We start from the raw sequence: 11,865 nt of genomic DNA, 5'->3' as shown, positions 1-11,865 counted from the left end.
TGAGGCCCAGGGCGATGGATGGGCTGAACTCCAATCCGATGGCTCCCTCAAGGGCCAAATCTGCTTCCACGGCGGCGACGAAGCCAACTTCGTCGCCCAGCGCCAGACTTCTTCAACGGCCTGCTAGGTCGGCGAGATGGCTTGGAACCGGGTCAAGAATCCGACACCGGCTCGTACCGAGCAACGCATGAACCCCGAGGCCGAACGGCTGCATGTGCCGGCTGCACAGCTTCGGATCATCGATGACGCGCTATGGGACGCCGCACGAGCGCGGCAGGCGAGCCCCGGCAGCGGCCGCCCTCATCCGAGCTTAAAGCGCGTCCACCGCGTCCCGCGTCGCCTGGGTCAAGGGCGCGGGCAGGGCGTCGGGCGCAAACCAGCCCCAGTCGGCCAGGGCCTGCGGCTCCTGGATCGCCGGCTCGCCTTCGAACCGCTCGACGCGATAGGTCACCGCCACCCAGTGGTGGTCGGGGGCGATCATGTCGGTGACCGCCAGCACGGCCCCGGCGACGATGGTGATCCCCAGTTCCTCGGCGATCTCGCGTTCGGCGCAGGTTCGAGCGCTCTCGCCCCAGTCCAGCTTGCCGCCGGGCACGCCCCAGTGGTCGGCCTCGGGCATGCGGCGGCGCTTGACCAGCAGCAGGCGCCCCTGGGCGTCGAGCACGGCGGCGCCGCAGCCGACGCGCGGGCGGGGAGGGGCGGATGATTCGTCGCGCATGCGACCCCCTTACAGCGTTGCGGCGGACGTGGTCGATCCGCGCACCGCTGGCGGCGTGCTCGTCGAGGCGCGTTGGATCAGGGTGAGCTCGGCCTGCACCTGGCCGCCGCCGCCCGCCCGGCCCATTCCCAGGGCCAGAAGCACGGCGGAGGCGGCCATGTCGGCGATCGGCTGGCGGATCGTCGTCAACTCCGGCCACATGGTGGTGGCGACCGGGGTGTCGTCGAAGCCGGCGATGCTGAGGTCGGCGGGAATGGCCAGGCCCAGGCCGTGGGCCACCGCGCTGACCGCCGCGGCCATGTCGTCATTGGCCGCGAAGATGGCGGTAGGGCGCTGGGTCAGGTCCAGGAGGCGCCGCGCCGCCTCCAGGCCGCCCCGGTAGCTGAAGCCGCCGTCGGCGACGTGGTCGTCGCGCACCGCCAGGCCGGCGGCGGCCATGGTGTCGCGAAAGCCCTGCTCGCGGCGCTGGGCGGTCGAGTGCTCGGGATCGCCGCGGACAAAGGCGATGTCGACATGGCCCAGGTCGAGCAGATGCCGGGTCATCAGGCGTGCGCCTTCGAAATCGTCGATGAACACCGCCGGCGTGTCCGGCTGCGGCCAGGCGGTGGCGAACCTGACCGCGCCCACGCCCGCCTCTTCCAGCAGCGCCCGGATGGCCGGGTCGTCGCATAGCGGCGGCGGCAGGATCACGACGCCGGCCCCGACCTCGATGAGCTTGCGCACGGCGTCGGCCGGCGAGGGGTGGACCTGGCTCGGCTCGATCAGAAGCTGGCAGCCGCTGATGCTGGCCTGGCGGAAGGCGCCCATCAGATAGTTGCTGAGATTCGACGAGCTGGCGTTCGAATAGATCATGCCGATCTGCGAGATCCCGGTCCGCGTCGCCCGGGCCTGGGGGTTCGGGCGATAGCCGAGCGCCTTGATCGCCTCTTCGACCTTGGCGCGGACGGCGGGGCGCACATGTGGATGATGATTGACGACGCGCGAGGCGGTCATCGAAGAGACCCCCGCATGTCGGGCCACGTCATGAATGGTCGGCGCCGGCCGCCTGTGCGTGCTCAAGGAATTCTCGCCTCAGGATCGCGACTCTCGCAGGTCGCCCGCCAGTTTAACGATGTCCGCCCGCCGAAGTCCAAAAGGCGTGTCGAGGGGTGTCGCGGCGCTGAACTGAGCGGTCTGGATTGTCGGTCGTCACGGCGGCGTGATACTAGCTTGGGCCGGTAGGGCAGGACGTTGCCGGATGTTGCGCGAAGGGTCTGTCGACCCGCTCGCAAGACCGTGGCCGCTCCCGGGCCAGAGTTAAGAATAATACTGTTGAATCCGTTTGTTAGAGCGCCGCTTCCTTTCATGACCAACGATGACGTCCTCGACGAATTCCGCGCCGCCGGCGCCCTGCGCGAAGGCCACTTCGTGCTGTCCTCCGGCCTGCACAGCCCGGTCTTCCTGCAGAAGAACCTGGTGTTCATGCGGCCGCAGCGCTGCGAGCGCCTCTGCAAGGCCCTGGCGGAGAAGATCATCGCCACGGTGGGCCCGGTCGACGTCGCCGTCTCGCCGGCCGTCGGCGGCATCATCCCCGGCTACGAGACCGCCCGCTGGCTGGACGTGCCGTCGATCTATGTCGAGCGCGAGGGCGGCAGCTTCAAGTTCCGCCGCGGTTTCCACCTGGAGCCGGGCCAGAAGGTGGTGATGGTCGAGGACATCGTCACCACCGGCCTGTCGTCGCGCGAATGCATAGCCGCGATCCAGGCGGCCGGCGGCGAGGTGGTCGCGGCCGCCTGCATCGTCGACCGCTCGGGCGGCAAGGCCGATGTCGGCGTGCCCTTGGTGGCGCTGTGCAGCCTGGAGGTCCCGGCCTATCCGGCCGACGCCCTGCCGCCGGAGCTGGCGGCGATCCCGATCGAGGATCCGGGCAGCCGGCGACTGAGGGGCTGAGCGCCATGCTGCGGCTCGGCGTCAACATCGATCACGTGGCCACCATCCGCAATGCGCGGGGGGCGAGCTATCCGGAGCCGGTGCGGGCGGCCGAGCTGGCCCTGGCGGCCGGGGCCGACGGGATCACCGCCCACCTGCGCGAGGACCGCCGCCACATCGGCGACGCCGACGTCGCCCTGCTCAACGACCTGTGCCTGAGGCGCGGCAAGCCGCTGAACTTCGAGATGGCGGTCACCGACGAGATGGTCGGCATCGCCGTCGGCGCCCGGCCCCACGCCGCCTGCCTGGTGCCCGAGCGGCGCGAGGAGGTCACCACCGAGGGCGGCCTCGACGTCGTGCGCGGCCAAAGCCGCATCGCCGACGCCACCGCCCGCCTGCGCGCCGCCGGAGCGCGGGTGTCGCTGTTCATCGAGGCCGACCCGGCCCAGATCCGGGCCTCGGCCGAGGCCGGCGCCCAGGTGGTCGAACTGCACACCGGCGCCTATTGCGACGCCGCCCGGGCCGGCGAGGTCGAGCGCGCCGCCGCCATCCTCGAGCGGCTGCAGGCCGGCGCCGCCCTGGCCGCCAGCCTCGGCCTGGAGGTCCACGCCGGCCACGGCATCGACTACGCCACGGTCAAGCCGGTGGCCGCTATCCCGCAGATCGCCGAGCTCAATATCGGCCACTTTTTGATCGGCGAGGCGATCTTCGTCGGCCTGCCCCAGGCCATCCTGCGGATGCGGACCCTGATGGACGCCGCGCGCCTGGATCATGCGTTATGATCGTCGGAATCGGCTCGGACCTGTGCGACATCCGCCGGATCGAGAAGTCCCTCGAACGGTTCGGCGATCGCTTCACCAACAAGGTGTTCACCGAGACCGAGCGCCGGCGCTCTGAGCGCAAGCCGGACCGCGCCTCCAGCTACGCCAAGCGCTTCGCCGCCAAGGAGGCCTGCTCCAAGGCCCTGGGCACCGGGCTCAAGCGCGGCGTCCACCTGGCCGGCATGGGGGTGGTCAACCTGCCGTCCGGCAAGCCGACCATGGCCCTCACCGGCGGCGCGGCCGAACGGCTGGCCGAACTGATCCCGCCGGGCATGACGGCGGTGGTCCACCTGTCCCTGACGGACGACCATCCCTACGCCCAGGCCTTCGTGATCATCGAGGCGGTCTGATCTTCCTTCCTCCGCGCATCACCCCGCCAGGAAGTCCCGCAGGTCGGGCAGGTGCGGCTGGTGGGCCTGGGCGCCGCCGTCGACGCTGTAGACCTGGCCGTTGACGAAGGCGGCCTCCTGGGAGGCCAGGTAGACCGCCATCCAGCCGATGTCGGTCGGCAGGCCGCCGCGCGGGACGGTGCTCTGGCGCAGCAGGGCCTTTTCCAGCTTGGCGCGGCGCGCGTCGGTGACCGGCTTGGTCGGGATATAGCCCGGCGAGATGGCGTTGCAGCGCACCCCGTCCAGGCCGTGCTGGGCGGCGACATAGCGGGTCAGGGTGGCCAGGCCCGCCTTGGAGCAGGCATAGGCGGTGTTGCCCAGGTCGCCGAGGAACATCGAGTTGGAGCAGATGTTGACGATCGCGCCGCCGCCCTGGCCGACCATGTGCGGCACGACCTCGCGGCACATCAGCATCGGCCCGCGCAGGTTGATCGCCATCAGCGTGTCCCACAGCTCGACGGTCTGCTTGAGCAGGGGGCCGTCCTGGGTGGCCGACAGGAAGGTGGCGGCGGCGTTGTTGACCACCACGTCGATGCGGCCGAAGGCGGCCAGGGTGTCGGCGACCACGGCCTTGATCGCGTCCTCCGAGCCGATGTCGCAGGCCATGGCGACCGCCTCGCCGCGGTCGGCCCGCAGGCGCTCGGCGACGGCCTGGGCCTTGTCTAGGGCGATGTCGGCGATGACGACCCGGGCGCCCTCGGCGGCGAACAGCTCGGCCGTCGCCGCGCCGATGCCGGAGGCCGCGCCGGTGATGATGGAAACCAGACCCGCCAGACGCGCCATGTGTCGATCCTCTTTTTGCCCCCGCATCTTAGCGGCCGGACGAGGCCCTTGGAGCGGATCATGGGCTTGATCGCAATCGCGATAGGCGCGCAGGCGGACTCGCGCCGCCGCCGCGCCCATGGGATTCAGGACGGCAGCCGCCATGAGGACTTCCATGATCGACCGCACCCATATCGGCGCCGAGACCGAGGAGGTTCCGATCCTCGTCGAGGGCGGACAGCTGCGGCTGTTCTGCCAGGCGACCGGCGAGACCAACCCGGTGTTCCTCGACGCCGACGCCGCCCGCGCCGCCGGCCATGAGCGGATCCCGACCCCGCCGACCTACCCCCAGACCCTGCTGAACCTCAGCCGGTTCGCGAAGGACCTGGTGTTCGACGTCCTCCAGGCCGACCTGGCGCGGATGCTGCACGGCGAGCAGGTGTTCGAGCTGCGCCATCCGATCCTGGTCGGCGACACCCTGCGCCTGCGGCAGAGGGTGGCCGACATCTATGACAAGAAGGGCGGGGCGCTGGAGTTCATCGTCCTCGAAACCACGGCCCGCAACCAGGACGACGTCGTCTGCGCCATGCTGAAGAGCGTGGCGGTGATCCGCAACTAGAAGGCCCGCCATGACCCTGCACGATCTTTCCCAGGTGAAGGCCGGCGACGCGCTTCCGGCCCTGACGGCGGGGCCGATCACGCCCCTGACCCTGGCCCTGTTCGCCGGCGGCTCGGGCGACCACAATCCCATCCATGTCGACAAGGCCTTCGCCGCCGCGGCCGGCTTTCCCGACACCTTCGCCCACGGCATGCTGTCGATGGCCTATCTAGGCCGGGCCCTGACCGACTGGGCGGGGGCCACGGCGGTGCGTCGATTCGGCGTCCGCTTTGCGGCCATCACCCCGGTCGGGGCGGCGGTGGCCTGCACCGGCCAGGTGGAGGAGATCATCGAGCAGGACGGCGAGCGCCTGGCTCGGCTGAGCCTGCAGGCGGCGGTGGTCGACGGCCCGGTGACCCTGGTCGGCGACGCCCTGGTCAGGATCGGCTGACCGATGGCCGTGGAGCTGGAGCGAGGATGAGCGCGACCGCCGAACGTCCCCTGGACGGCCAGACCGCCCTGGTCATCGGCCTGGGTCTGCCGATGTTGGCCGGCGTCGCCGAGGGCCTGGCCGACGCCGGGGCGGCGGTGACCACCCTGGACGATCCGCGGTTGGGGGGCGCGGCCGATGAGGTCGAGGCGGCGCTGTCGGCGGTCCTGGGGCCGGAAGGCGCGCCGACCCTGGTGGTGCTGAGCCTGCTGGCCGAGGCCTCGACGACCCTGGAACCGCTGGCCGCGCTGGACCTGGTGGCCTGGCGGGCGGGAGCGGTCGAGCCGATCCGCGTCGCCATGCGGCTGCTGACCGCGCTGGGGAAGCGGATGAAGCCGGCGGGGCGGGGGGCGATCCTGTTCCTGGCCCCGTCGCTGTCGTTGGTCGGCGGGGCGGGAATGACGGCGCTGAGCACGGCGCTGGAGGGCCAGCGCGGCCTGATGAAGGCGGTCGCCCGCCAGTGGGGGAGCAGCGGCGTGACCGTCAACTGGGCGGCGGCGGCGCCGCGGGCCTTGTCGAACCATTTCGACGCCGCCGACCTGGCGGCCAAGGGCGACCCGGTGCCGATCGCGCTGGGCCGGCGGCCCGACGCGCGCACCGAGATCGCCGCCCTGGCCGCCTGGCTGGCCGGGCCGGGCGGACGCGGGGTGACCGGAGCGACCCTGATGGTGGACGGCGGCGAATGGATGGTCCCATGAGCGGGATGGACTGGAACGCCGCCGCCGGCCTGCTGGCGGGGCGGACGGCGATCGTCACCGGGGCCAGCGGCGGGGTCGGCCGCGGCCTGGCCTGCGCGCTGGCCCTGGCGGGGGCCAGGGTGGTGGTGGCGGCCCGCAGCCCGGCCGGCGGCGAGGAGACGGTCGCCATGATCCGGGCAGGAGGGCGGGGCGAGGCCCTGTTCGTCGCCACCGACGTCTGCGACGCCCAGGCGGTGCGACGCACGGTCGAGGCGACCGTCCAGGCCTTCGGCGGGCTCGACATCGTCGTCCACAACGCCGCCAGCACCCTGGCGCGGCCGACGGCGCTGGAAGACATCGACGAGGCCCTGTGGGCCGAGCAGGCCGGGGTGTCGCTGGACGCCCTGCACCACCTGGCCCAGGCCGCCCTGCCGCACCTGCGCGACACCGGGCGCGGGCGGTTCCTGGTGCTGTCTTCGGCCCAGGGCCAGCACGGGGGGGCCATGAACCCGACCTATACCGCCCTGAAGGCGGCGCAGCGCGGCTTCGTCAAGGCCCTGGCCCGGGAGTGGGGTCCCTACGACATCGTCGTCAACGCCCTGGCCCCGGCCGCCCTGACCGACGCGGCCCGGGCCTATCTCGAGAGCGATCCGGCCCGCACCCGCGAGGCGATGAAGAGCTTCCCGCTGGGGCGCATGGGCGACATGCGCGACGACATCGGCCCGGCCGCCGTGGCCCTATGCAGCGACCTGTGGCGCTATGTGACCGGCCAGACCGTCAATGTCGACGGCGGCTACTACACCGCGCTCTGAGGGGCGCAGGCCGGCCAGCGGACCAACTGTGCGTCCTTCGAGGCCCTCCTGCGGAGGGCGCCTCAGGATGAGGAACGTTGTGCTGAATCCCTCATCCTGAGGTGCGTAGCGCAGCGAAGCCTCGAAGGACGCACGGCGCGGGGCGGGACTGTTGTTCGCGGCCCGGGTCTCCTAGTCTGGGGCCGGATGGAGACGACATGACCGGCGATTCTGAGATCGAACGCGACAGCGGCGGGCCGCGGGCCATGGGGCGGGTGCTGGCCCTGCTGGAACTGCTGGCCGGCGCGCCGGGCGGGCTGCCGCTGGCCGACATCTCGGTCGCGCTGGGCGCGCCCAAGAGCACCCTGCTCAACAGTCTGCGGCCGCTGGTCAGCGACGATTTCCTGGTCGCCGAAGGGAGCTTGTACCGGCTCGGCCCGCGGGCCTTTCGCCTGGCGGCGACGATCAGCTCGGCCTACGACCTGCCGCGGCTGGTGCGGGGCTATCTACGGGCTTTGGCCGACGAGACCCAGGAGTCGGTCAACCTGGCCGTGCTCGACCACCAGACCCATCGCTTCGTCTATATCGACGTGCTGGAGAGCCCGCGGCCGGTGCGCTACATGGTCCGCCTGGGCATGAGCGGGCCGCTCTATTCGACCGCGGCGGGGCGGGTGCTGCTGGCTTACCAGCCGGCCGATTACCAGAACGACTATATCGCCAAGGCCAGGCTGGCCCCGCTGACGCCGCGGACCAACACCGATCGCGAGGTGCTGCGGGCCCAGCTGGAGGAGGTGCGCCGCACCGGCTACTGGATCAGCCTGGGGGAGTCGGTCGAGGATTCGGCGGCGGTGGCCGCGCCGGTGTTCGGGCCGGACGGCGAGGTTCTGGCCGCGGTGTCGCTGGGCGCGCCCTCGGACCGGCTGCTGGCCAACCAGGACGCCCTGGTGGCCGCGGTCGTCAAGACGGCCGCCCACGCCTCGGGGCGCGTGGCGGCCGCCTGAATCAGGCCAGGATCAGATTTCCTGGTTGTACTTGCCGACCCGGTCGCCCAGGCGCGGTTTGACTTCCTGGCGGAACAGGGCGCGCATGTCGTCTTCCGACTGGGTGCTCTCGACCACGACCACGATCTCGGGCTTGTTCGACGAGGCGCGGACCAGCACCCAGGAGCCGTCGTCCAGGTGCACGCGCACGCCGTTGACGGTGATCACTTCCTTGATCTTGCGGCCCAAGATCGAGCCGCCGGCGGCGAACAGGTCCTCGTATTCCTTCACCACGTCGGCGACGACGCCGTACTTCTTCTCGTCGTCGCAATGCGGGCTCATGGTCAGGGAGGTGTAGGCGACCGGCAGGGCCTTGCGCAGGTCCGACAGCTTTTTGTCGGGGTTGCGGTCGAGCATGGCCAGCACGGCGGCGGCGGCGGTCAGGCCGCAGTCGTAGCCCAGGCCCAGCGGCTTGTTCATGAAGAAGTGGCCGCTCTTTTCGAACCCGGCCAGGGCCCCGGTCTCGGCGCTCTTGCGCTTGATGTAGCTGTGGCCGGTCTTCCAGTAGATCACCTTGCAGCCGTGGGCCGCCAGGATCGGGTCGGTGGCGTAGAGTCCGGTGGACTTGACGTCGACCACGAAGGTCGCGCCCGGATGCAGCGGGGCCAGGTCCCGGGCCAGCATCAGGCCGATCTTGTCGGCGAAGATCTCCTCGCCCTCGTCGTCGACCACGCCGCAGCGGTCGCCGTCGCCGTCGAAGCCGAAGGCCAGGTCCGCGCCATGCTCACGGACGGCGTGGGCCATCGAGTGCAGCATTTCCAGATCTTCCGGGTTCGGATTGTATTTCGGGAAGGTGTAGTCGAGCTCGACGTCCATGCCGATCACCTCGGCCACGCCCATCCGCTGCAGGGCCTCGACCGCGAAGGCGCCGGCCGTGCCGTTGCCGCAGGCGGCGACCACCTTCAACGGCCGCTTCAGCTGGGCGCGGGTCGAGACGTCGGCGATGTAGCGCTCGGCCATGCCGGCCACGCGGATCAGCTTGCCGCCGTTGCGCTCGACGAACTGGCCGCCCAGCACGATCTCCTTCAGGCGGCCCATCTCGTCGGGACCGAAGGTCAGCGGCCGTTGGGCGCCCATCTTCACGCCGGTCCAGCCGTTCTCGTTGTGGCTGGCGGTGACCATGGCCACGCAGGGGATGTCGAGGTCGAACTGGGCGAAATAGGCGGTGGGCGACAGGGCCAGGCCGATGTCGTGCACCTCGCAGCCGGCGCTGATCAGGCCCAGGATCAGGGCGTTCTTGATCGAGCTGGAATAGGAGCGGAAGTCGTGGCCGACGACGATCTTCGACTGGCCCAGTTCGTGGATGTAGGTCCCCAGGCCCAGGCCCAGCGCCTGAACGCCCAGCAGGTTGATCTCCGGCCCGAACAGCCAGCGCGCGTCGTATTCGCGAAAGCCGGTGGCCTTGACCAGGGGCTCATTCTCATAGGCGGCGGTGTTGGGGACGAGGTCGGCGCGGGGGGCAGAAAACATCTGGGCTCGCTTCAGTTGTGGCAGGTTGCGTTTAGCGTCGTGGGCTCGCGACGACTAGCATGTTCGCGTGACAACGCTGTTGGAAGAGGCGGATTGGTTCAGATCACGCCGGCGCGCAGCAGGTCGTGCACATGCAGAATGCCGACCGGACGTTTTTGTTCGACCACGAACAGCACCGTTATGCGCCGCTCGTTCATCAGCTTCAGGGCTTCGGCCGCCAGGGCGCCGGGGGCGATGGTCAGGGGCGCGCGGGTCATGACCTCGCCGGCGGTGTGGGCCATCAGCCCGTCCATGTGGCGGCGCAGGTCGCCGTCGGTGATCAGGCCGCTGAGCGTTCCGTCGGCGTCGACCACGCCGACGGCCCCGAAGCGCTTCTCGCTCATCACCAGCAAGGCTTGCGACATCGGCGCGGCTTCGGGGGTCAGCGGCAGCTCGGCTTCGCCGTGCATCAGGTCGCCGACCGTGCGCAGCATGGCCCCCAGCTTGCCGCCGGGATGGAAGACGCGGAAGTCGCGGGCGGTGAAGCCGCGCCGCTCCAGCAGGGCCACCGCCAGGGCGTCGCCCAGGGCCATCTGCAGGGTGGTCGAGGTGGTCGGAGCGTTGACCTCGGCGGTCGCCTCCGGCGCGTCGGGCAACAGCAGCAGCACGTCGGCCCCCCGGCCCAGCTGGCTGTCGGCGACGGCGGTGATGGCGATCAGCGGGATCGAGAACCGTTTGGCGTAGGCCAAGCTGTCGGACAGCTCGCGGGCCTCGCCCGATTTCGACAGGGCCAGCACCACGTCGCCCTGGCCGATCATGCCCAGGTCGCCGTGGCTGGCCTCGGCGGCGTGGACGAACATGGCCGGCGTGCCGGTCGAGGCCAGGGTGGCGGCGATCTTGCGGGCCACATGACCGGACTTGCCGATGCCGGTGCAGACCACCCGGCCCTTGGCGTCGAACAGGGTCTCCACCGCCCGGACGAACGAATCGTCCAGCGCCGCCGACTGCTGGGCCAGGGCCTTGGCCTCGGCGTTCAGCACCCGCTGGCCGACGGCGATCGCGTCGAAGGCGCTCATGGGGCGGTCGCGGCCCGCACGTCGCCCACCTGCTGCCGGGCCTGCTGCTCGCGCCGGGCCGCGGCGTCCTTCTCGCGCTGGATCTTGACGCGCATCTCCGGCGTCTGCTGCAGCGGGGTCGAGCCCCAGGGACCGGGGGAGCGGTCGCCATAGCCCTGCGGCCAGACGAGCGAAAAGGCGATCATCGCCAGGGCGATCAGCGCCATCAGGGGCATGAAGAGACGATCAGGCATGGCCTGCCTATAGCACGGCGCTTTCAAACCGGGAGAGGGTGGACGCGACGCTTGACGCAGGGCGCCCCGGGGCTTAGCCCGCCTTGCGACACATCCTGGAGGTCCGATGCCCGTCCTCGTCCTGCTCCGCCATGGCCAGAGCCAGTGGAATCTCGAAAACCGCTTCACCGGCTGGGTGGACGTGGATCTGACCGCCGAGGGCGAGGCCCAGGCCCGCAAGGGCGGCGAGCTGATCAAGGCGGCGGGCCTCGATCTCGACGAGGCCTTCACCTCGGTCCAGACCCGGGCGATCCGCACCTGCAACCTGGCGCTCGACGCCGCCGGCCAGAGCTTCGTGCCGGTCACCAAGGACTGGCGCCTGAACGAGCGTCACTATGGCGGCCTGACCGGCCTCAACAAGGCCGAGACCGCCGAGAAGCACGGCGAGGCCCAGGTCACCATCTGGCGGCGCTCCTACGACATCCCGCCGCCGGACCTGGCCCCGGGCGGCGACTACGACTTCAGCAAGGACCGCCGCTACAAGGGCCTCGACCTGCCGGCCACCGAAAGCCTGAAGACCACCCTGGTCCGCGTGCTGCCCTATTGGGAGGCCGAGATCGCCCCCAAGCTGAAGGCCGGCGAGACCATCCTGGTCGCCGCCCACGGCAATTCGCTGCGCGCCATCGTCAAGCACCTGTTCGGTGTGCCCGACTCCGACATCGTCCATGTCGAGATCCCGACCGGCAATCCGCTGGTCATCGACCTGGACGGCGACCTGAAGCCGACCGGCGCCCGCTATCTCGACGAGTCGCGGGCCCAGCCGCTTCCCAGTGCGGGCTGACGGCGTCTCGGGGCGGCGCATTGTCGCCCCGAAATACTTGGAAACGCAGCGTTAATGCGGCTTCGTGCATCTTCGCCGCCTCGCCCTCCGGGG

Annotated in this window: 15 protein-coding genes; 9 read left to right on the top strand and 6 right to left on the bottom strand. The window is 70.7% G+C overall.

Annotation, left to right across the window (positions count from 1 at the left end):
• Positions 1-310: 310 nt before the first annotated feature.
• Positions 311-718 carry an NUDIX domain-containing protein gene (locus ACIPQB_RS25765; RefSeq protein WP_446488102.1) on the bottom strand — a complete coding sequence of 136 codons (408 nt, stop codon included), beginning with the start codon at positions 716-718 and terminating at the stop codon, positions 311-313.
• Between the two features lie 9 nt (positions 719-727).
• Positions 728-1,738, bottom strand: coding sequence for a LacI family DNA-binding transcriptional regulator (locus ACIPQB_RS25760; RefSeq protein WP_446488103.1), 1,011 nt, complete (start codon positions 1,736-1,738; stop codon positions 728-730).
• 324 nt (positions 1,739-2,062) lie between these two features.
• Here ACIPQB_RS25760 and pyrE point away from each other — a divergent pair, with 324 nt between their 5' ends.
• Genes pyrE through acpS form a run of 3 tightly spaced genes read left to right on the top strand, consistent with a single transcriptional unit; the run spans position 2,063 to position 3,797 of the window.
• Positions 2,063-2,647 carry an orotate phosphoribosyltransferase gene (gene pyrE / locus ACIPQB_RS25755; RefSeq protein WP_446488101.1) on the top strand — a complete coding sequence of 195 codons (585 nt, stop codon included), beginning with the start codon at positions 2,063-2,065 and terminating at the stop codon, positions 2,645-2,647.
• Between the two features lie 5 nt (positions 2,648-2,652).
• Entirely contained in the window at positions 2,653-3,408 is a 756-nt protein-coding gene (locus ACIPQB_RS25750) for a pyridoxine 5'-phosphate synthase (RefSeq protein WP_446488100.1), read from the top strand.
• Entirely contained in the window at positions 3,405-3,797 is a 393-nt protein-coding gene (acpS, locus tag ACIPQB_RS25745) for a holo-ACP synthase (RefSeq protein ID WP_446488099.1), read from the top strand. Before ACIPQB_RS25750 ends, acpS begins: the two co-directional genes overlap by 4 nt.
• 18 nt (positions 3,798-3,815) lie before the next feature.
• Here acpS and ACIPQB_RS25740 read toward each other — a convergent pair whose 3' ends face one another.
• Positions 3,816-4,619, bottom strand: coding sequence for an SDR family NAD(P)-dependent oxidoreductase (locus ACIPQB_RS25740; RefSeq protein WP_446488098.1), 804 nt, complete (start codon positions 4,617-4,619; stop codon positions 3,816-3,818).
• Between the two features lie 154 nt (positions 4,620-4,773).
• Here ACIPQB_RS25740 and ACIPQB_RS25735 point away from each other — a divergent pair, with 154 nt between their 5' ends.
• From ACIPQB_RS25735 to ACIPQB_RS25715, 5 genes are all read left to right on the top strand, one after another.
• A complete protein-coding gene (locus ACIPQB_RS25735; protein WP_446488097.1) occupies positions 4,774-5,217 on the top strand; it encodes a MaoC family dehydratase N-terminal domain-containing protein in 444 nt (147 codons plus the stop codon).
• Positions 5,218-5,227: 10 nt separating this feature from the next.
• Complete coding sequence (locus ACIPQB_RS25730) at positions 5,228-5,647, top strand: MaoC/PaaZ C-terminal domain-containing protein (RefSeq protein ID WP_446488096.1); 420 nt, start codon at positions 5,228-5,230, stop codon at positions 5,645-5,647.
• A 26-nt stretch (positions 5,648-5,673) separates the two neighbouring features.
• Entirely contained in the window at positions 5,674-6,384 is a 711-nt protein-coding gene (locus ACIPQB_RS25725; RefSeq protein WP_446488095.1) for an SDR family oxidoreductase, read from the top strand.
• Positions 6,381-7,175 carry an SDR family NAD(P)-dependent oxidoreductase gene (locus ACIPQB_RS25720; protein ID WP_446488094.1) on the top strand — a complete coding sequence of 265 codons (795 nt, stop codon included), beginning with the start codon at positions 6,381-6,383 and terminating at the stop codon, positions 7,173-7,175. Before ACIPQB_RS25725 ends, ACIPQB_RS25720 begins: the two co-directional genes overlap by 4 nt.
• Positions 7,176-7,372: 197 nt before the next feature.
• Entirely contained in the window at positions 7,373-8,155 is a 783-nt protein-coding gene (locus ACIPQB_RS25715) for an IclR family transcriptional regulator (protein WP_446488093.1), read from the top strand.
• Positions 8,156-8,167: 12 nt separating this feature from the next.
• On the opposite strand, the gene ACIPQB_RS25710 is transcribed toward ACIPQB_RS25715, so the two are convergent.
• From ACIPQB_RS25710 to ACIPQB_RS25700, 3 genes are all read right to left on the bottom strand, one after another.
• Positions 8,168-9,664 carry a phosphomannomutase/phosphoglucomutase gene (locus ACIPQB_RS25710; protein ID WP_446488092.1) on the bottom strand — a complete coding sequence of 499 codons (1,497 nt, stop codon included), beginning with the start codon at positions 9,662-9,664 and terminating at the stop codon, positions 8,168-8,170.
• 98 nt (positions 9,665-9,762) lie between these two features.
• Positions 9,763-10,719, bottom strand: a complete 957-nt coding sequence (locus ACIPQB_RS25705) for a KpsF/GutQ family sugar-phosphate isomerase (protein ID WP_446488091.1) — start codon at positions 10,717-10,719, stop codon at positions 9,763-9,765.
• A complete protein-coding gene (locus ACIPQB_RS25700) occupies positions 10,716-10,952 on the bottom strand; it encodes a hypothetical protein (RefSeq protein WP_446488090.1) in 237 nt (78 codons plus the stop codon). Before ACIPQB_RS25700 ends, ACIPQB_RS25705 begins: the two co-directional genes overlap by 4 nt.
• Positions 10,953-11,058: 106 nt before the next feature.
• Between ACIPQB_RS25700 and gpmA the strand changes: the two genes are divergently transcribed.
• Complete coding sequence (gpmA, locus tag ACIPQB_RS25695; RefSeq protein WP_446488089.1) at positions 11,059-11,772, top strand: 2,3-diphosphoglycerate-dependent phosphoglycerate mutase; 714 nt, start codon at positions 11,059-11,061, stop codon at positions 11,770-11,772.
• Positions 11,773-11,865: the final 93 nt, after the last annotated feature.

The sequence above is a fragment of the Caulobacter sp. LARHSG274 genome (assembly GCF_052871235.1).
This window is presented reverse-complemented; position numbering and strand designations above follow the sequence as displayed.